The following is a 24,319-nucleotide window of genomic DNA, read 5'->3' on the forward strand; positions in this document are numbered from 1 at the left end:
AGTCGCTTGTCTCAGGCGTACCACATGTGTAGCATTCGGGTTGCGTAAATAGACAAGAAACTTTCCTAATAATTGTTTGTCAGGACCGCATGTCAGGGGCGACGCAGCCCCCGGCGCCTGCCCGAAGTGAGTCACCCACGAGGGAGACGGACAGGATGTCGCACGCCTCTTTCGACCTGCGGGGAATCCCGCTGGCGCTTCACCTGAACGGTCCCGTCGACGTTCCGGCGCTGCTGGGCGCGTGCGCCGTCGTGGCCGGCAGGCACCCGGTGCTCGGCCGCGTCAGGGTCACCCGCGCGGAGTCGACCCCGGAGCGCTATCCCGGGGTCGCCACGGCCGAGGCGACCCGCCCGTTCGACCTGGAGCGCGGCCCGCTCGCCCGCTTCACGCTGGTCACGGTGGGGCCCGAGCGCGTCAGGCTGCTCTTCACGGCGCACGGGCGGGTGTTCGACGCGGGCTCCAAGGACATCCTGGTCCGCGAGCTGGCCGACGCCTACTTCGCGCGGGCCACCCTGCCGGGCGCGGCGTCGCCGTCCGTCCCGGTGCCGCGGCCGTACGGCTCCTCGCCCGGCTCACCGTCCGCGCGGGCGGATCGGCGTGGCGGGTCCGGTGCGGGCGCCGAGCTCCTCCCGGCGCCGCCCGACGGCGCCGCGGAGTTCTGGAAGGAGCGCGAGCACGCGCCCGCAGAGCTCGTCCTGCCCGGCCTGCGCGCCGTACCGCACGGCACCGGGCCGGGGGAGGTCGTCGAGATGGTGCTCGGCGGCGCGGAGTCCGGGGCCCTCACCGAGGCCGCCGCGGTGCTCGGCGCCACCAGGTTCGAGCTGTTGCTGGCGGCCGTGGGGGTGCTGCTGCGCGGGTACGGCACCTCCGCGTCGCCGCTCGCCCTCGACCTCGGCACCCGCACCCGCGAGACGCGCGACCGCATCGGGCCGTTCGTGGCGCGGGTGCCGTTCGTCCCGCACCCCTCGCCCGACGAGCGGTTTCCCGACCACCTGCGCACGGTCCGGGCCGAGCTGCACGCCATGTACCGGTTCCGGCACGCGCCGCCGGACCCGCCCTCCTCGCCGGTCCTGCTCAGCTACCGCAGGAGGGCGGCCGTCCCGGAGTTCCCCGGTGTCGGGGCGGGCGTGGAGTGGACGGTCTTCAACGGGGCCGCCCACGGCGCGCTGCACATCCAGGCCGTGGACGCCGGGCCGAGCCTCACCCTCGCCCTCCGCTTCAACCCCGCCGCGATCGGCCAGGACGACGTGTCCGGGATCGCGGGTCACCTGCGCGCGCTGCTGCGCGCCATCTCCGCGGAACCCCGCGCGAAGGTCGCGGATCTGTCGGAACCACCCCACCCCACGCCCCAAGAGGAGCCTTCCGTGACCGAGCTGTTCGTCCCGGCCCCCGACAACGTGACGGAACCTCCCGCCGGGGAGGACCCGGTCACCGCGCAGGTGAGGGAGATCTGGCAGGAGATCCTCCGCCTCGACGACATCGGGCTGGACGAGGACCTCTACGACCTCGGCGGGCACTCGCTGACCATCACCCAGATCATCGCCAGGACCCGCCGCAGGCTCGGCGTGGAGGTGTCCCTGGACGTCTTCTTCGACAACCCCACCATCGCCGGCGTCGCCGAGGAGGTCACGCGTCTGCGGGGCGAGGTCGCGTGAGCACGCTCTCGTACGCCCAGGAGCGCCTGTGGTTCCTGGACCGGCTCACCCCCGGGGACGGGACGTACAACATGGTCGTCTGCGAGCGGCTCATCGGGTCGCTCGACGCCGCCGCCCTGGAACGGGCGCTGGGCGAGGTGGTGGCCAGGCACGAGGCGCTGCGGACCGTCTTCCCCGAGGTCGGGGGCTCCCCGTCCGCGGTGGTCCTGGAACCCGGGCCGCTGGTCATGGAGAGGATCGACCTGACCGGCGAGCCGCCGGACGGCCCGCCGGAGGGGGTGTCGCGGGAGCGGGCGCTGGAGGCGCTGCTCGCCGAGCGGAGCAACCGCCCGTTCGACCTGGTCGAAGGGCCGCTGCTGCGGGCGACCCTGGTGCGCACCGGGTTCGACGAGCACGTCCTGCTGGTCGTCGTGCACCACATCGCCGGGGACGCCTGGTCGATCGAGCAGGTCATGTTCGCGGAGCTGGCGTCGCTGTACACCGCCTTCACCCTCGGGCTGCCGTCCCCCCTCCCGCCGCCCGCGCTGCAGTACGCCGACTACGTGCGCGGGCAGCGCGGGCGGCCGGTGGACGTCTCCGACGTGGTGCGCGAGCTCGACGGCGTCCCGGTGCTGGAGTTGCCCACCGACCGGCCGCGCCAGGCCGTGCGGACCACCGAGGGCGGCCTGGTGGTCCGCAGGATCCCGCTGGAGCTGTGGCGGGGGATCACCGGGATGGCGCGGGCCGAGCGGTGCACGCCGTTCATGGCGGTGCTCGCCGCCTACCAGGTGCTGCTCTCCCGCTACACCGGCCAGGACGACTTCTGCGTCGGCACCCCCGTCGCGGGCCGCTCCGAGGAGGAGTTCGAGCGGGTCTTCGGCGTCTTCATCAACACCCTCGCCCTCCGCGCCGACCTGGCGGGCGACCCGACCTTCCGCGAGACGCTCAAGCGGGTGCGGCGGCGGGCCTTCACGATGTACGGCCACGCCTCGGTCCCGTTCGAGCACGTGGTGAGCGAGTTGCGCGTCGACCGCGACCCGGCCAGGACCCCGGTGTTCCAGACGATGCTGATGCTGGGCAACCCGGACGCCGGATCGCTCGACCTCGACGGCATCCGCACCGAGCCGGTGGCGTCGGGCCTGGCCGTGGCCAAGTTCGACCTCTCCCTGGACGTGATCGTCTATCCCACGCACGTCCAGCTGATGTTCGCCTACGACACGGGGCTGTTCGACCGGTCCACGGTGGAGCGGATGGGCGCCCAGCTGGAGACGCTGTTCCGCTCGGTCGTCTCCGACCCGGGCCGCCGCCTGTCGCGGCTGGAGATCCTGCCCGCCGCCGAACGCGCGATCGTGCTCGGGGACGGCCGGGTGCCGGATCCGGGGGACGTGCTCTCGGACGTGCTCTCGGACGAGGTCCCGGGCGGGGCGGGGTGGGGTTCGGGGGACGTGCTCGTGGACGAGCCGGCGCGGTCGTCGGCGCGGCCGGTTCGCGGGGCGGGGGAGGGGGAGTTCCTCGATCGGCTGATCGCCCGGCAGGCCGCCCGTACCCCCGGCGCCCCCGCCGTGATCACTCCCGCCGCTCCGGGGGCGGGGAGCGCCGTTCTCACGTACGGGGAGCTCGACCGGGCCTCCGACGCCGTGGCCGGTCGGCTCCGGCCGCTGCTGGAGCGGTCGTCCACCGGGGGCGGGGAGGCGCTGGTCGCGCTGGCGCTGCCCGCGGGGCCCGAGGCGATCGTGGCGCTGCTGGGGATCCTCAAGGCGGGCGCCGCCTACCTGCCGCTGGATCCGGCGCAGCCCGCCGAGCGGCTGGCGTACCTGCTGGCCGACTCCGGCGCGTGCGCGGTGGTCGCGGACGGGGCGGAGCTCGCCGGGTTCACCGGGCCGGTCGTCGGCCGGGCCGACCTCGCCCGCTGGACGGACGTCGATCCTGAGGGAGGGGGGGAGAGCGGGGCGCGCGAATCCGGCGACCTCGAGGGGCCGCGTGCCGGTGACGGCGCGGCGGTTGAGAAAGCGGCGGCGTTCGAGCCGGGTGCGGGGCACCCCGACCGGGCCGCGTATGTGATCTACACCTCCGGGTCCACCGGGCGGCCCAAGGGGGTCGTCGTCGGTCACCGCACGCTCTCCCACCTGGCCAGGTCGTTCCGGGACCTGCACGGGTTCGGGCCGGGGGAGCGGGTGCTGATGGTCCCGCCGCTCAGCTTCGACGCCTCGGTGGGGGACGTCTTCCCCGCCCTGATCAGCGGTGCCGCGCTGGTGCTGCACCCCGCGCCCGCCTCGCTGACCGGCCCCGCCCTCGACGCCCTGTGCGCGGAGCACTCGGTCACCATGGTCGACACCGCCTCGGCGCTCTGGCAGCAGTGGGTCGAGGAACTGGAGGAGGTCACCGCCCCGATCACCACGATGATGGTCGGCGGCGAGGGCGTGCCGGTGGAACGCCTGCGCGCCTGGGCCGCGCTGACCGGCGGCCGGGTCGCGTTCCACAACCACTACGGCCCGACCGAGGCGACCGTCTGCGCCACCTCGTACCGCACGGTCGACGGCGCCGAGCTGGGCGCGGCCACGCACCTGCCGATCGGCGCCGCGCTGCCGCACACCCGCGTCTACGTGCTCGACCGGCACGGCGAGCCGGCCCCGATCGGGGTGCCGGGCGAGATCCACATCGGCGGCGAGTGCCTGGCGCGCGGCTATCTGGGCCGTCCCGGGCGGACCGCAGGGAGCTTCCTGCCCGACCCGTTCTCGGCCCGGCCGGGGGCGCGGATGTACGCCACGGGTGACCTGGGCAGGTACCGGCCGGAGGGGAACCTGGAGTTCCTGGGGCGCACCGACCGGCAGGTGAAGCTCCACGGCAACCGGATCGAGCCGGGAGAGGTCGAGGCGGCCTGCCTGGCCCATCCCGGCGTCCGCGAGGCCGTGGTCACCGCCGACGCGCGGCGGCTGATCGCCTACCTGGTGGGGGACCGGATCACCGTCGCCGAGCTGCGCGCCTTCCTGTCCGGACGGCTTCCGGGCTACATGCTCCCCGGCGCGGTCGTCACGCTGCCCGCGCTCCCGCTGACCTCGCACGGCAAGGTCGACCTGCGGGCGCTGCCCGAGCCGGACGCGGACGGGCAGGCCCCGGCGTACGAGCCGCCGAGGGAGGGGACCGAGCGGGTCGTCGCCGCGATCTGGGCCGACGTGCTCAAGGTGGAGCCAGGTCGCGGGGACAACTTCTTCGACCTGGGCGGGCACTCGCTGCTGGCCCCGCAGATCGTCTCCAGGATCGGCGCGGAGCTGGGGGTACCGGTCCCGATGACCGCGCTCTTCGCCGCGACCGACCTGGCCGGGCTGGCCGCCGCGGTGGACGAGCGGATCGGCCTCCCGGATCCCGGGGCGAGCGGGGGGCTCCCTCAGGCCGGGGCCGCTCGGGCGGGCGGGGACGCGGGCGGCTGGACCCCGGCCGCCGTGGACCTGTACGCGGAGGCGGTGCTGCCCGGCGACATCGCGTACACCGGGGCGCCGGTCCCCCAGGGGCCGCCGCGCCGGGTGCTGCTCACCGGCGCCACCGGCTTCCTCGGCGCGTACCTGCTCGCCGGGCTGTTGCGCACCACCGGGGCCGAGGTCCACTGCCTGGTCAGGGGTGACACGCCCGCCGAGAGGCTGCGCGAGAACCTGGACAGGTACGGGCTTTGGGACGGGCGCTTCGACGGCCGGATCGTCCCGCACGCCGGGGACCTCGACCTGCCGGGCCTCGGCCTGGCCGCCGGGGAGTTCGCCGCGCTGGCGGACTCGATCGACCTGATCCTGCACAACGGGGCCCTGGTCAACTTCGCGCTGCCCTACCGGCGGCTGCGCCGGGCGAACGTGGACGCCGTCCTGGAGGTCCTGCGGCTGGCCGCGTCCGGCCGCGTCACCACCCCCGTCCACCTGGTCTCGACGCTCGGCGTGCACCTGACCCCCGGGGAGCGCACGGTCAGGGAGGACGACCCGCTGCCCGACCCCGGCCCGCTGCACCTGGGCTACGACCAGAGCAAGTGGGTCGCCGACCGGCTCGCGGGCGCCGCCAGGGAGACCGGGCTGCCGATCGCGATCCACCGCCCGGCCCGGGTCTCCGCCGACAGCCGCACCGGCCGGTCGGTGCCCGGTGACTTCCTCGGTCGCCTCTTCGCCACCTGCGCCCGCCTCGGCGCGGTGCCCGAGGGGGAGCGGATCGACATGGCCCCGGTCGACCACGTCGCCTCGGCGATCGTGCACCTGGCGACGAGCCGGGCCACCGGTGACTTCCACTACTACAACCCGCGCGTGCTGACCTCGGAGGAACTGGCCGAGGGCCTGCGCGAGCACGGCTCCCCGGTACGGCTCATGCCGGGGGACCGGTGGCGGCGGCTGGTCCGCGACCGGCTGGAACTCGGCGACGACCTGCCGATCGCCCCCTACCCGGCGTTCTTCGCCGAGTACGGCGCGCTGCCCGGCCCCTCCTTCGACTGCTCGGCCACCGAGAGCCTCCTCGCCGCCGCCGGGCTGGTCTGCCCTCCGGCGGACGGGAAGCTGCTCGACCTCTATCTCGGTGACCACATGGGAGACAGCCGTGCATGACGGGATACGCCGGTTCGTCGTCATCTGGGCGGCGCAGCTGCTGTCGATCATCGGGTCGAGCCTGACGGGGTTCGTGCTGGGCGTCTGGGTCTACCAGCGCAACGGCTCGGCCACCGAGTTCGTGCTGATCATGCTGTGCGCGGTGCTGCCCGAGGTGCTGCTCTCCCCGCTCGCCGGGTCACTGGCCGACCGGTGGGACCGCAGGCGGATGCTCATGGCCGCCGACGCCGGGGCCGCCGTGGTCACCGGCGCCCTCGCGCTGCTGCTCGCCCTCGGGTCGCTGCAGGTCTGGCACGTCTACGTGATCACGGTGGCGGGGGCCGTCTTCGGGACCTTCCACATGGCCGCCTACCACGCGATGATGCCGCTGATCATGCCGCAGCGGCACCTGGGCAGGGCCAACGGCCTGATGCAGGTCGCCGACTCGGTGCGGATCGCGGCCCCGCTGCTGGCGGGAACGCTCCTGGTCACGGTCGGCGTCACCGGCGTGGTCGTGATCGACCTGGTCACCTTCCTGGTCACCAGGGTGGTCATGTTCGCCGTGCGGCTGCCGCGCGAGGTCACCCGTCCCGGGTCCTCGGCCGCGCCGGAGCCGCTGCGCGGGGACCTGCTGTTCGGCTGGCGTCACCTGAGGGCCAGGCGGGGGCTGTTCCAGCTCGTCATGGTGCTGGCCGCGTACAACCTGTTCTTCGGGATGTCGGGGGTGCTGGTCCAGCCGCTGATCCTGTCGTTCGGGTCGGCCGCGGTGCTGGGGGCGCTGATGTTCGCGGGCGGCGCGGGGGTCTTCGCCGGGGGGCTGGTGCTGAGCGCGTGGGGCGGTCCGAGACGGCGGGTGCGCGGTGTCGCGGTGTTCGTCGCGCTGGGAGGGGTGCTGCTCGCCCTGCACAGCCTCGCGCCCTCGCCCTGGCTGATCGCGGTGGTGGCGCCCGCCTTCCTGTTCACGCTGCCGTTCGTGCAGGGCACCGGGATGACCGTGCTGCAGATCAAGACCGACCCCGCGGCGCTGGGCCGGGTGCTCAGCACGGTCCGCGCGCTCACCCAGACCGCCACGGTGCTCACCTACCTGGCCGCGGGGCCGCTGGCCGACCGGGTCTTCGAGCCGATGCTCGCCCCCGGCGGGGCGCTCTCCGCGACCCTGGGCGCCGTGATCGGCACGGGCGGGGGGCGGGGCATCGCGGCGATCTTCCTGATCACCGGCCTGTGCCTGGTGCTGCTCGGGCCGCTCGCCTACCTCCAGCCGCGCCTGCGGAAGGTGGAGTCCGAGCTGCCCGACGCCGAGGACGTGCACGCCCCTCCGGAGTCCGTTCCGGAACCTGTCCCGGAACGCGGTGAGGCCGACCTGGGAACCGACGTCGCGCAGGAAGCGCAGGAAGCGCGAGGAGCGCAAGGAGACAGCGATGCCGCTCTATCTCGACCCTGAGGAACTTCGCGGGGCGCCGGGCGCCCACCTCGACCTGATCGGCGCGATGGCGTTCCGGGCGGCGGGGGCCGCCCAGCGGCTGGGGGTCTTCGAGGCGCTCATGCCCGGCCCGCTGCCCGTGGCGGAGCTGGCGGCCAGGACGGGCACCGACCCGGCCGGGCTCGCCGTGCTGCTGGAGGCGCTCGCCTCCCTCGGCTATCTCGAACGGGCGCCGGGCCGGGTGTACGGCAACAGCCCGATGGTCGCGGACACCCTGGACCGGCGAAGCCCGTGGAGCTACGCCCCCGCGCTGGCCTTCTGGCAGGACGTGCTGGCCGAGCTCTGGGACGGCCTGGAGGAGTCGGTGCGCACCGGCACCCCCCAGGTCGACTTCTACGCCTGGCTGGAGGAGCGGCCGGGGACGCTGGCGGAGTTCCAGAGCATGCTCGACGGGATGGCCGCCGGGCTCGCCCCGCTGGTCGCCGCGAGCGCGCCCCACCCCGGCAGGCGCCTGCTCGACGTCGGCGGCGGGCACGCCCGCCACAGCGTCGCGTTCTGCCAGGCGCACCCCGGGCTCACCGCGACGATCGTCGACCTGCCGAACGCCCTGGAGGGCGGCCGGGCCAGGGTCGAGGCGGCCGGGCTGGGCGACCGCGTCACCCTGCTCCCCGGCGACCTGGCCGACCCCGGCGCCGATCTCGGTGCCGGGCACGACACGGCGTTGCTGTTCAACCTCTGCCACGGGTTCGGCGAGGCGGGCAACCGCGCGCTGTTCAAAAGGGTGGCGGGCGCGCTGCGCCCCGGTGGCGCGGTGGTCGTGCTGGAGACCTTCGCCGACCTGCCCGAGGGCACGCCCGCGACCGTCGAGGCGTTCATCCGCGCCTTCGGCCTCAACCTCGCCACCACCCAGGGCGGCGGGATCCACTCCTTCGCCGACGTCGCCGCCTGGCTGTCCGACGCCGGATTCGGCCGGATCGAGCGGCGTCACGTCGACGGCCCCAACGAACTGCTCGTCGCCCGCCTGGAGACCCGCCTGGAGACCGCATGAAGATCACTGTCGTCGGAGCCGGTCCCGCGGGCACCCTCCTCGCCTGCTACCTGGCCAGGCGCGGCTTCCGGGTCGAGGTCTACGAGCGGCGGGCCGACCCCCGGCTGCTCGACGAGGACGAGAGCAGGTCGATCAACCTCGGCCTGTCGGCCAGGGGCATCGCGGCGCTCACCGACATCGGCCTGATGGACACCCTGTGGCCGCTCACCGTCCCGATGCGCGGCCGGGCCATCCACCTGCCCGGCGGCGCGGTGCCGTTCCAGCCCTACGGCGCGCACGAGGGGGAGATCCTCCACTCGGTCCTGCGCCGCGACCTGATCACCACGCTCGTCGACCACGCCGAGGCCCAGCCGGGGGTGAGCTTCCACTTCCGGCACCGGCTGGTCGGCCTGGACCGCGAGACGGCCGCCGCGCGCCTCGTCCACGAGGAGACAGGGGCCGCGAGCACCGTCGAGGGCGACGCGGTGATCGGCGCGGACGGCGCGTTCTCGCAGGTGCGGACGCACATGCACCACGGGCTGCGGGCCGAGCACCACCGGGAGACCCTGGAGTGGGGCTACAAGGAACTCACCATCCCCGCCGCCGACGACGGGTCGGCCAGGACCAGGCTGGAGGCCCTGCACGTCTGGCCCGGCGAGGACGCCCTCATCGTCGCCCACCCCAACCGCGACAACTCGCTCACCGGCACGCTCTTCCTGCCCGTCGAACGGTTCGGCGAGATCACCGACCCCGAGGAGTTCCTCGGGGAACGCTTCCCGGACACGCTCGACCTCATGCCCCACCTGGCCAAGGAGTACGCCGAGCACCCGGTGGGGCACCTGGTGTCGATCCGCACCTCGCCGTGGCACCACCGGGACCGGGTGGCGCTCATCGGCGACGCCTGCCACGCCGTCTACCCCTTCTACGGCCAGGGCATGAACTCGGCGCTGGAGGACTGCACGGTCCTCGACCGTTGCGTGGGCGAGCACCCCGGGGACCTCGGGGCCGCCTTCGCCGAGTACCAGCGGCTGCGCAAACCGCACACCGACGTGCTCGACGAGCTGTCCAAGCAGAACTTCGTGGAGCTGCGCGACCGGCTCCGCTCCCCGCTGCACCTGCTGCGCAAGAAGGCGGACCTGCTGCTGGCCCGGGCGCTCCCCGGCCGGTGGGTCCCGCTCTACACGATGATCTCCCACACCACCGTCCCGTACGCGGACGCGCTCGCCCGCGCCCGGCGGCAGGACGCGCTCCTGCGCCGGGCCGGGGCCGCGGTGGCCGTCGCAGGGCTGCTCGCCGCGGCTCCGGCCGTCCGCCGTCTCGTACGCGGTCCCGGCCGCTCCCCGGCCGGTGCCGGTCTCACGCCCGCCGTACGCGCCGCCGGCGCCGCACACGCCGCACCCGTCGTACGCGGTGCCGGCTCCGCGCGCCGCGCCGTCTTCGCACGTCTCGTACGCCTCACGCGCTTCGCACGTCGCGCACGCCTCGCACAGCGAAACACCCGGAAGGGCGAACCACCATGCTGACCGATCCCGCGGACCCCTCTCGCGTCCTCCTGGAGACCGCCGATCTGGCCGGTGACCACGATCTGGTCCTGCGCTACCGCACCCCGCTCAGGGAGATCGTCACCTGGGCACGAGAGTATCTCTGCCGCCCCCACGAGGAACTGGGCAGGAAGGGGCCCGTCTGCCCGTACGCCCAGACGGCGCTGGACCGGGGCACCTTCTACCTGGCGGTCCGCCCCGGGCGGCCCGGCGGGCCCGAGGCGGCCGAGACCCTCGCGGGCTACCGCGACTGGTTCCCCAGACTGCCCGCCACGCCGGGGGTGTCCGCGCAGTACCGCACGATCCTGGTGCTCTTCCCCGACCTGCCCGAGGCCGAGGCGGCGGCGGTGATCGACCACGCCCAGGGGGCGCTCAAGTCGCGGTACGTCTCGGAAGGGCTGATGATCGGGGAGTTCTACCCCGGCCCGCCGCCCAAGGCGGGACTGTGGAACCCCGCCTTCCTCCCGCTGGGCAGCCCGGTGCCGCTGCTGGCGATCCGGCACATGGTCGCCACCGACTTCCCGTTCCTGCGCGACGACCCCGCGCAGGTCGCGGCGTACCTGGAACGTTTCGGCGACCGCCCGCCCGCCGCCCTCAGGGCGGAGATCCAGGCCGTCGCGGGCCGCTACGGGCTGGTGCCCGCGAGCACGTCCTGCGCGCCGTCCCTGACCGGGTCCTTGTAGGAACGCGCACGACATAAGAACGCGCACGACGAAAGGCCCGCCCTCGCGGTTCTCGCGGGGGCGGGCCGTTTCGTCGCGGGGAGCGGCCGGACGGCCGGGCGGCCGGGCGCGGCCGGTGCCGTCAGACGCCGAGGAGTTCGGCGGCGGCCTGGGCGTTGGCGCGGGCGGCGCCGTAGGTGGCCAGGTAGGTGACCCCCTCCGGACGCCAGATCGGCAGGCCCATCTCGACCACCGTGGCGTCCGGACGGGCGGCCAGCAGCGCGGAGACCACCGACTGGCTGGCCTCGTAGCGGTGGGCGTCCTTGACGACGACGATCAGGGAGCGGCCCGAGGCGCGCGCCAGGATGTCCGCCACGTCGGCCGCCTCCGGCTTGACCCGCAGCACCTCCGCCTGCGGCAGCAGCAGCGGCGTGAAGCCCCACGGCACGTCGCCGACCGCGATGGTCGGCGGGGTGTCCACCTCGACCACCAGCGGGTCGACCAGGGGGGACGCCGAGCCGGTGAGGCTGACCGCGCGGCGGGCGGCGGTGAGGCCGATCACGTCCCGCTCGGCCTCGCCGGTGCGGGGCGTGCCGAACCAGGCGCGCAGGGCGGCGGCCCGCTCGGCCGCCGCCTCCAGGCGGGCCACGGGCAGCCGCCCGTCGTGGACGGCCGCGACGATCTCGTCCACGATGCGGCGGACGTCGTCCTCGGTGGGGATCGGGCCGAGGCAGAGCAGGTCGGCCCCGGCGGCCAGGGAGAGCACCGAACCCCCGGCGAGGCCGTAGGCGGCGGTGACGGCCTTCATGTCGAGGGCGTCGGTGATGATCACACCCTCGTAGCCCATCTCACCGCGGAGCAGGCCGGTCAGGGCCGCGGGGGAGAGCGTCGCGGGCAGCGCGCCGGTGACGGCGGGCACGCGGACGTGCGCGGTCATGATGGACCTGGTCCCGGCCTCGATCGCGGCGCGGAAGGGCACCAGCTCGCGCTCGCGCAGCAGCTCCACGGAGGCGTCGACGAGCGGGACCTCCAGGTGGGAGTCCTGCCGGGTCGCGCCGTGGCCGGGGAAGTGCTTGACGCAGGCGGCCACCCCCGCCGACTGCAGGCCGTGCACCGCGGCGACGGTGTGCCGGGCCACGAGCGCGCTCTCCGCCCCGAACGAGCGGGTGCCGATCACCGGGTTGTCGTCGGCGGTGTTGACGTCCGCGGACGGTGCCATGTCCAGGTTGACGCCGCAGCGGGCCAGGTCGTCGCCGATGGACCGGTAGACCCGCCGGGTGAGCTCGACGTCGTCCACGGCGCCGAGGGCGGCGTTGCCGGGGTACGGGCTGCCGACGTGGTAGGCGAGCCGGGTGACGTCGCCCCCCTCCTCGTCCAGGGATATGACCGGATCGGCGGCCTCGCGCAGCCGGGAGGTGAGAGCGGACAGCTGGGCGGCGTCGGCGACGTTGAAACCGAAGAGCGTGACGCCGCCGAGACCGTTCTCCAGCTCCCGCAGGACCCACTCGGGTGCCTCGGTGCCCTGGAACGCGGCGAGCAGCGTGCCGGCCGCGAGACGACGCAGCCCCTGATCGCCGCGATCCGCGATGAACTCAGACATGGCGGTAGATGTTCCTTACCTGAGATGTAGGGGGGTGTCGGACATGGATGTAAACAGAGAAAACAGAACAGGGCTGGTACGGCCCGCGCCTTGTGGGTGCGTGCCGTACCAGCACCGATGGGGTCAGCCCTTGACGGCACCCGCGACGAGTCCGGAGACCATCCGCCGCTGCACCAGGAGGAAGAAGACGATGACCGGGATGGTCATCAGGGTGGAGGCGGCCATGATGGCGCCCCAGTCGACCGACCGCTGGCTGACGAAGTAGCGCAGCGCGACGGGCATCGTGTAGTTGCCCTGGTCGCTGATGAGCGTCAGCGCGAACACGAACTCGTTCCACGCGGTGATGAACGAGAAGATGCTGGTCGCCACCAGCCCGGGGGCCACCAGCGGGAACAGCACCTTCCAGAAGGTGGCGAACCGGCTGGCTCCGTCGATCCAGGCGGCCTCCTCCAGCTCCTTGGGCACCGCCGCGACGAAGGTGCGCAGCATCCAGATGGCGAACGGCAGCGTCATGGCGACGTTCACCACGATGAGGCCGAGGAGCTGGTCGTACAGCCCGGCCCGCCTGAGCATCAGGAACAGCGGGATGAGCAGCGCCTCGCCGGGGACCATCTGCACGATGAGCAGCAGGATCAGGAACGAGGTGCGGAAGCGGAACCGGAAGCGGGCCACCGCGGTCGCCGCCAGCAGGGAGAACACCGCGCCGATGAGCACGGTGCCGAGGGCCACGACGGAGCTGTTGAGCAGGTACTGCCAGATGGAGTGGCCCGCGATGCCCTCGGTGAAGACCCGCTTCACGTGTTCGAGCGTGGGGTCGGTGGGGAACGGGATGAAGTCCGTCGTGAAGATCTGCTCGCGGCTCTTGAAGGCCGTGCTCACCATCCAGTAGACGGGGAACACCGAGAGCAGGAACACCACGACGGCCGTGGTGTTCAGGCCGATCCTGCCGAGCCGCTTGCGCGTTCTCGGGTTTCCCCGGGGGGCCTTTCGCGGAGCCCGCGTGTCGTAGGTGGTCATCGCACGTCCTCCGTCTTCACGATCTGGCGGACGTAGAAGAAGGTGATGACGAGCAGGATCAGCGTCAGCACCACCGCGATGGCCGCGCCCATGCCCATCTTGGGTGGCGCGCTGAAGGCCTGGGTGAAGGCGAACAGCGACAGGTTGTAGGCCTCCCGGTTGGACGTGCCGCCCGCCAGCACGAACAGCTGGGTGAAGACCTTGAAGTCCCAGATCACCGAGAGGACCGTCAGCACCGCGAAGACCGGCTTCAGCAGCGGGAAGGTGATCTTCCAGAAGATCCGCCACGCGGAGGCGCCGTCCACCCTCGCGGCCTCGTACAGCTCCTGGGAGATGCTCTTCAGCCCGGCCAGGATCGAGACCGCGATGAACGGGAACGACGCCCAGACCACCGCGATGATCAGCACGATGTAGATGGTGAACGCGTCGTTCAGCCACGGCTCCCCGGTCCAGTCGGAGCGGCCGAACAGCAGCGAGGAGAACCAGTCGGGCAGCGCGTTCAGCAGCCAGTTGATGACGCCGGCCTCCGCGTCGAACAGCCAGCGCCAGATGATGGCGGTGGCGATCTGCGGGGTGGCCCAGGCGGCCATGATGCCGATGATCAGGAAGGTCGACATCTTCTTGCCCAGCTTGTGCAGGAGCAGGCCGACCAGCGTGCCGAGGATCAGGGTGCCCGCCACCGTGACGACGGCGAAGACGACGGTGTTTCGGAGCGACGACCAGAACAGCTCGGACTCGATCAGCTTCTGGTAGTTCTCGAAGCCGACGGACTCGGCCGGCACCCCCCGGATCTGCCGCAGTCCCACGTTCTGGAAGGACATGACGACCATCTGGTACAGCGGGTAGAGCAGCAGGCCGGCGATGACGAGCAGGCCGGGGACGAGCAGCGCGTAGGGGACGACCCAGGCGGGCAGACCCCTGGATCCGCGCGGGGGCGTGGCGCCTCGGGGCCCCCGCGCCGGGACGGAGGGGGTGCCCCCGTCCCGGGCGATGGTTGAGGTGTTCGCCATGGTTACTGGTTCAGGATCTCTTCGAGTTCCTTGTTGGCGTCGGCCAGCGCGGTGTCGACGTCCTTCTTGCCCTCGATGACCGAGCGGGCCGCGCTCTGCAGGACCGCCTTGGTGTCGTTCGCCTCGGCCCAGTTGGTGTCGTTCGGGAAGCCCTTGGCGACCTTGAAGGTCTCGGCGAACGGCGCCTGCACCGGGTCGGCCGCGTACTCGGTCAGAGCCTCCGGGTAGAGCGGGAGCAGGCCGCCCTCCTTGGCGTAGCGGGTGCCGAACTCCTTGCCGGCGGCGAGCTTGACGTACTCGGCGGACAGCTCGACGTTCTTGGTGTCCTTCCAGATGGCGATGTCGTTGCCGCCCTGGAAGGCCGGGGCCGGGCCGCTGCCGTCCTTGGCCGGGAGCGAGAAGAAGGCCATCTTCGCGTCGTCGATCTTGCCGCCGCTCTGCTCCTTGATGGTGGTGATGTCCCAGCCACCGGTCACGTACATGCCGACCTTGCCGTTGGCGAAGCGGGTCGCGATGTCCACCGAGTTCTGGGTGAGGGCGGACTTGCGCGAGACGCCGTGCTTGGTCACCAGGTCGGTGTAGTACTGGAAGCCCTCCTTGAAGCCGGGCTCCGTCAGCTTGCCGGTCCACTTGCCGCCCTCGAAGGCGGCGAAGTCGCCACCGGCCGACCAGACGAACGGCGACAGCGACATGTTGGCGTCGGAGCCGCCGTTGAAGGCGAAGCCGTCGACGTCCTTGCCCTTCTCGGCGACGACCTTCTTGCCCGCCGCGACGAGGTCCTCCCAGGTCTTGGGCACCTCGATCTTCAGGTCCTCGAACCAGTCCTTGCGGTAGAGGACGGCGCGGGTGCCGCCGCCCCACGGGGCGGCGTAGATCTTGCCGTCCACCGTCTCGTAGCCCCACAGGTTCTGCGGGATCTGCTGGAAGTCGGGCGTGGCCTTGACGACGTCGGTGATGTCGGTCAGCGCGTCCTGCGCGACCCACGCGGCCACCTGGTCGTTGCCGAACTCGGTGACGTCGGGGCCCTCGCCGCCGGCGAGCGCCGCGGTCCACTTGGCCTGCGCGTCGGGCCAGGGCACCCACTGGAGGTTGACGTCGGCGCCGGTGGTCTCCTTGAACTTGGCGTTCAGGTCGGCCATCAGCTTGTTCTGCTTCTCGTCGGGAGCGCCGAGGCGCCAGACGGTCAGCGTCTGACCTGCGAATTTGGGACCGGACGCGGCCGGCGCCGACGCCTGGTTGTCGGCGGCCGGTGTCGGCTCGCTGCTTCCACACGCGGCGAGCCCCAGGGCGAGGGCGGCGGTGGTGGCCGTCGTGGTGGCGATTCTCGCGAACTTCACTGGAGTTCTCCCTTTCAGGCTTTCGCCAGGGTTTGCGCTCTGTTATGGCCGGGGTCCCCCGCGACCCTCTGCACTCACTGGGAGCGGTCGGAACTACCGCAACCCGCGGTTCCGATCGCTTGCCTGCGGGCTGACTAGGGTTAAACTAACAAGAAACTTTCTTAAAAGAAACGATCGTTAGCGGATCGTGACGGGGAGGACGACCTTGCCCACACGCCCGGGGACACCCCGGCTGCTGCGCCAGCTCAACGATCGCGCGGCGCTGGAACTCCTACTGTCCAGCGGCCCCCTCACCCGGGCCGAGCTGGGAGAACACACCGGGCTCTCCAAGGTGACCGCCGGTCAGCTGCTCTCCAGGCTGGAGGAGCGCGACCTCGTCACGGTGGTCGGCGAGCAGGCGGGCGGGCGCGGCCCCAACGCCGCGCTCTACGGGGTGGTGCCCTCCTGCGCGTACGTGGTCGGGCTCGACGTGCTGCCCGACCGGATCAGCGCCGGGGTCGCCGACATCACCGGCACCATCGTCGCCGAGGTCTCCGCCGACCCCAGCGGGCACGACGACCCGGTACGGCTGGTGCGCAGCGCGGTCGGCCAGGCGTGCGAGTCGGCCGGCATCGGCGTCGACCGGCTGCGCGCCTTCGTGATCGGCACCCGGGGCGTCGTCGACCCCTGCACCGGTGACGTGCGCTTCTCCTTCGACCTGCCCTCCTGGCACAACGGCGTGCTCGCAGAGCTCCGCCGCGACCTCGGCGTCCCGGTGACGATAGAGAACGACGTGAACCTCGCCGCGCTGGCCGAGCGCGCGTACGGGGCCGCGCTGGGCGTCGACGACTTCGTGCTCGTCTGGGCGGGGGTCGGGCAGGGGCTCGGCGTCATGCTGGGCGGGCGGCTGCACCGCGGCTTCACCGGCGGCGCGGGCGAGATCGGCTGGCTCCCCGTTCCCGGCGAGCCGCTCCCCACCGAGGTGGGCGAGCCCCAGTCGGGCTCGTTCCAGCGCCTGGTCGGCGGCGACGCCGTGACCGGGCTCGCGAACGCCCACGGCATCGGCTCCTCCGTCTCCTTCTCCGTCTCCGGGGCCTCGGGGGTCTCCGGAGGCCCGGGGATTCCGGGGATTCCGGGGGCTTCGGGGGCTTCGGAAGCCGATCCCGACGCCGGTTCCGTAGGAGACCTCGTCCGTACGGCCGTCACGGAGGGCGCCGAGGCGTTCCTGGACGAGCTGGCCGGGCGGCTGGCCGTCGGCGTCGCCGCCGTCGCGGTGGTCCTGGACCCCGGACTCATCGTGCTCAGCGGCGACGTCGGCAGGGCCGGGGGAGAGGCGCTCGCCACCAGGGTGCAGGACGCGGTGGCCCGAGTCTGCCCGAGCCAGCCCAAGGTCGTGGTCTCGCGGGTCAGGGGAAACCCCGTACTGCGCGGCGCCCTGGTGTCGGCGCTGCAGCAGGCCCGTGAGCAGGTGTTCTCGGACACGGTCTGATCTTGTTCTGCACCCTTCGGGATCGCGTCCGGCGGTCGGGGGCGTCGGTCACCTCTCCCCAGGTCAGGCCGGGAGTACGGTCTGGGTCGGGGAGCCGGTGTGCGGTGGGGAGGAAGAAGGGGGCGGGGTCAGCGGTGGGCGCGCAGCGCGGCGAGCAGCCACTGGAAAGCCGGCACCGCCGGCGGGTCCGGCGGCAGGCCCCGGAGGAGGCTCAGAAGCTGCCAGTACCGCTCCACCCGAGGCTCGGCGACCAGTTCCAGCCAGTCCGCCAGGGAGACGGTTTCCTCGGCGGGAAGCTCCATGGGGATGATCCGGTCCAGAATCACCTTCGCGCCGGGCGACTCCGGTGGGATTCCCTTTCCGAGGGCGTCGGCCGCGTGCTCGAGGACCAGGGGCCGGATGTCGAGCCCGAACTCAAGGCGATTGTCCTGTTCTCCGCTCAGGACCATCCGCCGGACCGTGTGCCGGAAGCTCTCGTCGGCGACCAGTTCGGCCAGCTCCATCCAGGCGTTCACCTGCTCGGACGTCGGGTCTTCGGGAAGCTCGGAGGGGATGTCGCGCATCCATTCCGCGACGAGGGCGGCGTCCTCGTCGACGATGTCGGCGAACACCCCGCCGACGAACTCGTCGATGATCTGCTGGCGTTCCCGCGCCGACAACCGGGCTAGCGCGTGCATCAAGGTGATCTCCTCTGTGGTGCTGTCACGTTCGGCGAGAACACGCAGGACGGCACGCTGTGTCTTCAGGGTGCGGATCTCCGCGTCGAGCGCTTTGACGTGCGTCTCCGCCACCTCCCTCAGCGTGGCCGGCTTCTCCAGGATCCGCTGGACGGCGTCAAGACTGAGCCCGAGATCGCGAAGGGTCCGGACCAGGTCCAGCCGCGCGATCGCCTCCGCGTCGTAAAGCCGATATCCCCCGCTCGATCTGCGGGCCGGGGGGACGACGCCACTGTCGGACCAGAAGCGGATCGTGCGCGCCCGCAACCCGGTGCGCCGGGCAAGCTGCCCGATCGTGTAGAGATCCGTCGCGTCGCTCATGACTCGAATCTGCACCTTCCACCCACTGGAACCGCAAGCGATGCGCCCAAATTCTCGCCACAGAGCGGCTGTTCGGATGTTATTTCCGCTTTTATGCCGTCGGATCACTCCCACGTACCGGATGCCTCGGCGGATGCGCCCCGCACACGGTCCGCAGCCCGACAAGGTCGAAACGCAGGCTCGATGTCCCTCGCGACGGGGCGGGTGCCGGACCGGCGTACCGCGAACGGGTGTCTCCTTCCGGGCACGGGCACGGGCACGGTCCGGTGCTCCCGTTCCTCGTGAGCGAGGTCTGCGCACTGTGGCTCTTGAGGAAGAATTGCCACCATGCCTGACATCGTTCTGATCTCCGATGCCCGAGTCGCCGCGATCCCCGTCGAGGAGTCGGGAGAGCCGCTGGCCGACGTGCGGGGACGGCTGCGGACGGACGATCGGCTCGCCGACCCCGAGGGTGCCTTCGCCCACCTCAGGCTCGGGCTGCTGACCCGGCTGGAGGAGGCGCAGGCGCAGCTTCCCGGGGGATACCGGCTGCTCGTCGTAGAGGGGTACCGGCCGCCGGCGACGCAGAAGGAGATCTTCGACGGCTACTCGGCGGAGCTGCGGGCGCTGTATCCGGACATGTCACCGGCGGAGCTGCGCGCCGCGGCGAGCCGCTACGTGTCGCCCGTCGAGATCGCCCCGCACACCGCCGGAGCGGCGGTCGACCTGACCCTGGCCACCGAGGACGGCACCGAGCTCGACATGGGCACCCGGCTCAACGCCACCCCCGAGGAGAGCGACGGCGCCTGCTACACCGACGCCCCCGGCCTGTCCCCCGAGGCCCGCCACCACCGCAAGCTCCTCGGCGTCGCCCTGGAGGCGGCCGGACTGGTCAACTACCCCACCGAGTGGTGGCACTGGTCCTACGGCGACCGCTACTGGGCCATGACCACCGGCGCCCCGGTCGCCCTCTACGGCCCGGTCTCCATCTGACGTCGTACGGCCCCGGCCCCCCGGGGACCGCGTGTCAGGCGGAGGGCGCGCAGGTCGCGAGGGCCGACAGGAGTTTGTTCATCGCGGAGCCGGCGCCGGCGGTCGTCGTCGGGCCCAGGGCGACGAGGCTGGAGATGAGGACGGCGAGTTCCGCCACGTCCAGGGTGAGCGGCGCGGCTTCGCTCGTCAGCGCGAGCCACGTCCCGCCCCCGGGTCCGCGACGGGAGCGTACCGGGACACCGGAGTCGCGCAGCCGAGCCAGGTCGCGCTCGATGCTGCGCCGTGACGCTCCGACAGTGCGTGCGAGCTCGCCGGTCGGGATCGGGACGCCACGGCGGGCGACGAGGATCTCGACGAGTCGCTGCTGGCGCTCGACTCTGCGCAGGGTGAGGAGCGCGTCGCGCGAGGCGGCGGCGAGGGCCACGGACTGACTCATCACGATCCATCTGAGATCCCGCCACCAGCGTGACGGGATCTCAGCCTAGCGTGGGGCACATGAACGCACTCACGCACGCCGACGAGAACGCCCGGGCCTTCTTTCAGGACTACCGCGACGCGCTGCTGTCGCGCGACGTGGAGCGCATCGCCGACTCCTACCACCACGACGTCCTGATCGCGTTTCCCGATCAGATCCGAGCCGTCACCGACCCTTCCCAGACGCGCGAGTTCTTCAAGAACGCGATCGGCCAGTACGACGGAGTGGAGGAGGCCGTCCCGTCGATCACGGTGATGGATGCCACCGAGCACAGTATCTGGGCCGATGTCAGCTGGGACTACGGCGGCGCGGCCCCCGCCGAACGCCTGGTGTACCAGCTGCTCAAGACCGCCCGCGGGTGGCGAATCGGAGTGCTGACCCCGCGCTGAGGAACCGCGCGGGAACCGACACCGGTCCGGGGCGTGCCGCGGGGCCCCGCGCCGTCGCGCCTGCCGGGAGCCGCCTACCCGCGCAGGTGGGCCAGAAGTTCGTCCTCGGCGGGGTAGGGACGCTCCTCGGGCAGCAGCCGGGTCGCGGCGTCCGGCTCGCCCTCGCGCAGGAGTGCGTGGATCTCGTGGACGAGCGGGGTGACGTCGGTGACGGCGACCGTCCACTCGTCCGCGTACCGGCGCGCGCCCTCACCCGAGAGGCCGAGTTGCAACGAGCGGTGGGACAGCGGTCGCAGGTGGAGATCGCGTTCGGGGTCCCACTGCACCCGGACCGGTGCCTGCCGCAGCTCCCGCTTCCAGGTGGCCCGGTCGAGGTGAAGCCCCGGCTTGTAGTGCGACAGGCACGCGTGGCGCAGGGCCCATTCGAACCCCTCGCGGGTGATCTCGATGGCCAGGACGGTCTCCTGCCTCTCCTTGGTGCCCCAGCCGCAGCGGTACATCATCCACAGGAACGACGGCTTGACCCACGTCATCCGGTCTCGTTTCCAGGTGGCCGGGAAGCGGCCGAGACGAGCGGCGGGGAGACCGATCTCCGGGGCGTAGGCCTGGTAGACGGTGATCGTGGACGCGCTGTGGACCGCCCGGATCCCGTGCCTCGGTTCTTCCATGACGGACAGGATGAGCCCGGCCGCACGGGAAAGGCCACCCGTTATCAGGCGGTGTGCTGGTACGCCGGGTAGGTCAGGTAGCCCGCGTCGCCGCCCTGGTAGTACGTAGCCTCGTCGACGGGGGCGACGGGGAGGCCGGTACGCAGCCGCTCGACCAGGTCGGGGTTGGCGAGGAAGCCGCGGCCGAAGCTGATGAGGTCGGCGCCCAGCCCGAGCCAGTGGTCGGCCTCGGCCCGCCCGGTCTGCTTCGGGCCCATCGGCAGCACCGGATTCGTGATGAGGGTGCCCGGCCACGCGCGGCGCAGCCCGACCAGCACCTCTTCGTCGGCGGTGGCCTCGAGATGGATGTAGGCCAGGTCGAGGCGGGCCAGCTCGGTCAGCAGCGCGGCGTACAGCTCCGGGACGTCGGTCTCCTCCACACCCCAGAACGTCACGCCCGGGGAGAGGCGGATCCCGGTCCTGGCCCCGCCGACGGCTTCGGCGGTCGCGGACACCGCCTCGACGGCGAATCGGATCCGGTTGGCCACCGAGCCTCCGTAGCGGTCCGTGCGAAGGTTGGCGTTCGTCGAGAGGAACTGCGAGATCAGGTAGCCGTTCGCGCCGTGCAGCTCCACGCCGTCGAAGCCGGCCTCGACGGCCCGGCGGGCGGCCCGGCCGTACGACTCGGCGTGCTCGGGCACCTCGGCGGTGTCCAGGGCGCGCGGCGTCGGCGCGGGCCGGGGCCCGGACGGGGTGAACACGTCGCCGACGGCCGGGACCGCCGAGGGCCCGACCGGCTGCGCACCGGTGGTGTCGGGGTGGGAGACCCGTCCGCCGTGCATGAGCTGGGCGAAGATCCGCCCGCCGCTGGAGTGCACGGCGGCGGTCACCGGGCGCCACGCGGAGACCTGCTCGTCGGTGTGCAGTCCCGGCGTGCCCGGGCTGGACTGCCCGATCAGGCTCGGCTGCACTCCCTCGGTGACGATCAGCCCGGCCGTCGCGCGCTGGGCGTAGTACGTCGCCATCGACGGCGTCGCCAGCCCGTCGGCGGTGGCCCGGATGCGCGTCATCGGGGCCATCACCATCCGGTTGGGCAGCGTCAGGTCACCGAGCCGGTAGCTGTCGAAAAGGGTCGTCACGTCGTCCTCCATGGTCGTCGGTCCCGGATCGCGGGTACGGCGAGTACGCTAGAAGCTCACATCCATGTCAGAGGCAAGTCTTGTGTCGCAGATCACATTGGGAGGGCGACGTGCGCATCGGCGAGCTCGCGTCACGGACCGGGGTCAGTGTCCGGTCGCTGCGCTACTACGAGGAGCAGGGGCTGCTCACCAGCACCCGCAGCTCCAGCGGGCAGCGGCACTACACGGACTACGAGGTCGAGCGGGTCACGTTCGTCCAGCGCCTGTACGCCGCGGGTCTGTCCAGCCGCACCATCGCCGAGCTGCTCCCGTGCATCGAGTCGCCCAGCGAGGAGAACTCCGACGCCGCCCTGGAACGGATGGCACAGGAGCGTGACCGGCTCTCCGCGCACATCGGCGACCTCATCCGCACCCGCGACGCGCTCGACGGGCTGATGGCCACGAACCGGGCGCACCGTGAGCAGTTGCGGATGCCACTGGCCGGCTGACCACCACCGGCGGTCCGGCGGGCGGCCGAAGGCGTCATGGACGGGCCGCGCCCGGGTTCGTCACCGACATCCGCGCTCACGAGGAGCGGGCCGTCCGCGAACACTTTGCCCCGGGCGCGAAGACGCCGCCCGGCGGGAGCCGGGCTGCGTCGCGGACGGGGGGATCAGGCCTCGACCTGCTCGAGCACCTCCTCGGCGCGCTCCGGGCTGCCCTCGGCGAGGCCGCGGTCGATCGCGCGGCGGGACGCGAGCCACATCACGACTCCGACGAGGAACACGATGCCCTCGGTGACGGTCAGCGCCCAGATGATGCCCGCGAGCCCGAACCAGAGGTCGCCGAGGAGCACGATCGGGATGAACAACACGCCGTGCGCCACCGACATCACGATCGCCGCCACCGACCGCCCCGCCGCCTGGAACAGCGACGTGACGAGGCCCGCGAATCCGTTCACGATCATCGCCACGAGCTGCGCCGTGAGGACCGTGACGCCGATCGCGAGGACCGAGTGGTCCGCCGAGAACGCGGAGAACACCTGCTCGCGGAACACGAACACCGTCGTCGAGAAGATCAGGACGATGCCGCCCACCGTGATCGCGGACACGCGCAGCGCCGACGTGAGGCGACTCCGGTCGCCCTTGCCGTACGAGTAGGCGAGGAGCGGCAGCACGCCGAGCGTGACGCCCATCACCAGGAACTCCGGCACCTGCGCGATGCGGACCGCGACGCCCATGGCCGCGAGCGCGCCGTCGCCGTAGGCGGCCGCGAGGTTGTTGAGCACCAGCGTGGTGACGATCAGGAAGGAGGCCTGGAACAGCTCGCCGACGCCCACGCCGAAGACGGGCCTCAACACGGCGGGCGAGAGCGTGAACCAGCGCGGCGCGAGGCTCACGTGCTCGCTGTGGCGCCGCAGCCAGACGGCGAAGTAGGCGACGACGCCGAGGTTCGCGAGGCCCGTCGACAGCGCCGCACCGGCGACGCCCCAGTGCAGCACGAGGATGAACAGGACGTCGAACACGACGTTCGCGACCGCGGACGCGATGACCCCGATCATCACCTGGCGCGCGGCACCCTCCGCCCGTACGAGCTGTTCGAGACAGAACGCCGCGGCGAGCACGGGAACGAAGGCGAGCATGACGGCGACGTAGGAGCTCGTCGCGGGTACGGCGGCGGCGTCCGCGCCGAGCAACGACACGAGCGGGTGCAACAGCAGCAGCCCGACGCCGCCGAACACGACCCCGGCGATCACCGAGCCCCAGACGGCGAACGAGGAGACGTGCTTGATCTCACCGGCCCTCGCGGGCTCGTGCTCGGCCGCGCCGAGCAGCCGTGAGATCAGCGTGCCGCCGCCGACGCCGAACACGCCGCCGACCGCCATGACCAGGCCGAGCACCGGCGTGCCGAACGTGATCGCGGCGAGCAGCGCGGTGTCGTGGAGCGAGCCGATGAAACCGGCGTTGACGAGGTTGTACACGGCGCCGACGATCATCGCGGCGGCCATCGGCACGCAGAGGTGCACGAGGGCGCGGACGATCGGCGCGGTCGAGAGGTACCAGCGGTTGGTGCCGACGGCGTCGGCCTTCGCGGGGGATCCGGGGTTCGTGGTGTTCATGGCGCTGCTCCTTCTTTGGGCAGGTTCGGGTTTTCCGGGCAGGTTGGAGCGCGCGCCGGCGGGCGCCGGCGCGGCGAGGGGATGTTCTGGGTGTGCGGCCGGGCCGCGTGTTCGGGGATGCCGCCGGAACGCGGCGGGAACGGCCGCGAGCCGGGTCAGGTACCGGTCGGCTGCGGGACCGGGCCGTGGGTTGGGTCAGGTGCCGGTCGGCGGCGGGACCGGGCCGTGGGTTGGGTCAGGTGCCGGTCGGCTGCGGGACCGGGCCGTGGGTTGGGTCAGGTGCCGGTCGGCGGCGG

General features: G+C 72.4%; 19 protein-coding genes. 10 read left to right on the forward strand and 9 right to left on the reverse strand.

Annotation, left to right across the window (positions count from 1 at the left end; genetic code table 11):
- Positions 1-155: 155 nt before the first annotated feature.
- The 6 genes from AC5L38_RS12590 to AC5L38_RS12615 are packed head-to-tail and all read left to right on the forward strand — an operon-like array spanning position 156 to position 10,855.
- The gene (locus tag AC5L38_RS12590; RefSeq protein WP_495242943.1) at positions 156-1,655 is read left to right on the forward strand and encodes a condensation domain-containing protein; all 1,500 of its coding nucleotides are present in this window, start codon (positions 156-158) and stop codon (positions 1,653-1,655) included.
- Positions 1,652-6,205 carry a non-ribosomal peptide synthetase gene (locus tag AC5L38_RS12595; protein ID WP_495242944.1) on the forward strand — a complete coding sequence of 1,518 codons (4,554 nt, stop codon included), beginning with the start codon at positions 1,652-1,654 and terminating at the stop codon, positions 6,203-6,205. Before AC5L38_RS12590 ends, AC5L38_RS12595 begins: the two co-directional genes overlap by 4 nt.
- Complete coding sequence (locus tag AC5L38_RS12600) at positions 6,198-7,625, forward strand: MFS transporter (protein WP_495242945.1); 1,428 nt, start codon at positions 6,198-6,200, stop codon at positions 7,623-7,625. Before AC5L38_RS12595 ends, AC5L38_RS12600 begins: the two co-directional genes overlap by 8 nt.
- Positions 7,603-8,652, forward strand: coding sequence for a class I SAM-dependent methyltransferase (locus tag AC5L38_RS12605; protein WP_495242946.1), 1,050 nt, complete (start codon positions 7,603-7,605; stop codon positions 8,650-8,652). The genes AC5L38_RS12600 and AC5L38_RS12605 overlap by 23 nt, the downstream gene beginning before the upstream one ends.
- The gene (locus AC5L38_RS12610; protein WP_495242947.1) at positions 8,649-10,154 is read left to right on the forward strand and encodes an FAD-dependent oxidoreductase; all 1,506 of its coding nucleotides are present in this window, start codon (positions 8,649-8,651) and stop codon (positions 10,152-10,154) included. Before AC5L38_RS12605 ends, AC5L38_RS12610 begins: the two co-directional genes overlap by 4 nt.
- Positions 10,148-10,855, forward strand: coding sequence for a DUF6875 domain-containing protein (locus AC5L38_RS12615; protein ID WP_495242948.1), 708 nt, complete (start codon positions 10,148-10,150; stop codon positions 10,853-10,855). The genes AC5L38_RS12610 and AC5L38_RS12615 overlap by 7 nt, the downstream gene beginning before the upstream one ends.
- Before the next feature lie 121 nt (positions 10,856-10,976).
- Here the strand turns inward: AC5L38_RS12615 and AC5L38_RS12620 are convergent, their stop codons facing one another.
- The 4 genes from AC5L38_RS12620 to AC5L38_RS12635 all read right to left on the reverse strand — a co-directional run bounded on the left by AC5L38_RS12620 (position 10,977) and on the right by AC5L38_RS12635 (position 15,798).
- A complete protein-coding gene (locus AC5L38_RS12620) occupies positions 10,977-12,434 on the reverse strand; it encodes a glycoside hydrolase family 3 protein (protein ID WP_495242949.1) in 1,458 nt (485 codons plus the stop codon).
- Positions 12,435-12,557: 123 nt separating this feature from the next.
- Complete coding sequence (locus AC5L38_RS12625; RefSeq protein ID WP_495242950.1) at positions 12,558-13,451, reverse strand: carbohydrate ABC transporter permease; 894 nt, start codon at positions 13,449-13,451, stop codon at positions 12,558-12,560.
- Entirely contained in the window at positions 13,448-14,461 is a 1,014-nt protein-coding gene (locus AC5L38_RS12630; RefSeq protein WP_495242951.1) for a carbohydrate ABC transporter permease, read from the reverse strand. Before AC5L38_RS12630 ends, AC5L38_RS12625 begins: the two co-directional genes overlap by 4 nt.
- Positions 14,462-14,463: 2 nt before the next feature.
- Entirely contained in the window at positions 14,464-15,798 is a 1,335-nt protein-coding gene (locus AC5L38_RS12635; protein WP_495242952.1) for an extracellular solute-binding protein, read from the reverse strand.
- A gap of 205 nt (positions 15,799-16,003) precedes the next feature.
- Here AC5L38_RS12635 and AC5L38_RS12640 point away from each other — a divergent pair, with 205 nt between their 5' ends.
- The gene (locus AC5L38_RS12640; RefSeq protein WP_495242953.1) at positions 16,004-17,266 is read left to right on the forward strand and encodes an ROK family protein; all 1,263 of its coding nucleotides are present in this window, start codon (positions 16,004-16,006) and stop codon (positions 17,264-17,266) included.
- Positions 17,267-17,394: 128 nt separating this feature from the next.
- Here AC5L38_RS12640 and AC5L38_RS12645 read toward each other — a convergent pair whose 3' ends face one another.
- Positions 17,395-18,303: a helix-turn-helix domain-containing protein gene (locus AC5L38_RS12645; protein ID WP_495242954.1), complete on the reverse strand. Its 909-nt coding sequence runs from the start codon at positions 18,301-18,303 to the stop codon at positions 17,395-17,397.
- A 327-nt stretch (positions 18,304-18,630) separates the two neighbouring features.
- Here AC5L38_RS12645 and AC5L38_RS12650 point away from each other — a divergent pair, with 327 nt between their 5' ends.
- The gene (locus tag AC5L38_RS12650) at positions 18,631-19,275 is read left to right on the forward strand and encodes a M15 family metallopeptidase (protein WP_495242955.1); all 645 of its coding nucleotides are present in this window, start codon (positions 18,631-18,633) and stop codon (positions 19,273-19,275) included.
- Positions 19,276-19,309: 34 nt separating this feature from the next.
- On the opposite strand, the gene AC5L38_RS12655 is transcribed toward AC5L38_RS12650, so the two are convergent.
- Positions 19,310-19,711, reverse strand: coding sequence for a helix-turn-helix transcriptional regulator (locus AC5L38_RS12655; RefSeq protein WP_495242956.1), 402 nt, complete (start codon positions 19,709-19,711; stop codon positions 19,310-19,312).
- A 59-nt stretch (positions 19,712-19,770) separates the two neighbouring features.
- Here AC5L38_RS12655 and AC5L38_RS12660 point away from each other — a divergent pair, with 59 nt between their 5' ends.
- Entirely contained in the window at positions 19,771-20,139 is a 369-nt protein-coding gene (locus tag AC5L38_RS12660) for a DUF6841 family protein (RefSeq protein ID WP_495242957.1), read from the forward strand.
- A 74-nt stretch (positions 20,140-20,213) separates the two neighbouring features.
- On the opposite strand, the gene AC5L38_RS12665 is transcribed toward AC5L38_RS12660, so the two are convergent.
- Both AC5L38_RS12665 and AC5L38_RS12670 read right to left on the reverse strand, forming a co-directional pair.
- A complete protein-coding gene (locus tag AC5L38_RS12665; protein ID WP_495242958.1) occupies positions 20,214-20,807 on the reverse strand; it encodes a DUF4291 domain-containing protein in 594 nt (197 codons plus the stop codon).
- Between the two features lie 44 nt (positions 20,808-20,851).
- Positions 20,852-21,925 (reverse strand): alkene reductase, encoded by a 1,074-nt coding sequence (locus AC5L38_RS12670; RefSeq protein WP_495242959.1) that lies wholly within the window; start codon positions 21,923-21,925, stop codon positions 20,852-20,854.
- Positions 21,926-22,035: 110 nt separating this feature from the next.
- On the opposite strand from AC5L38_RS12670, the gene AC5L38_RS12675 reads away from it, so the two are divergent.
- Positions 22,036-22,413: a MerR family transcriptional regulator gene (locus AC5L38_RS12675; RefSeq protein ID WP_495242960.1), complete on the forward strand. Its 378-nt coding sequence runs from the start codon at positions 22,036-22,038 to the stop codon at positions 22,411-22,413.
- Between the two features lie 164 nt (positions 22,414-22,577).
- On the opposite strand, the gene AC5L38_RS12680 is transcribed toward AC5L38_RS12675, so the two are convergent.
- The gene (locus AC5L38_RS12680; RefSeq protein WP_495242961.1) at positions 22,578-24,023 is read right to left on the reverse strand and encodes an MATE family efflux transporter; all 1,446 of its coding nucleotides are present in this window, start codon (positions 24,021-24,023) and stop codon (positions 22,578-22,580) included.
- Positions 24,024-24,319 lie beyond the last annotated feature (296 nt).

It is taken from the genome of Streptosporangium nanhuense (genome assembly GCF_059358815.1).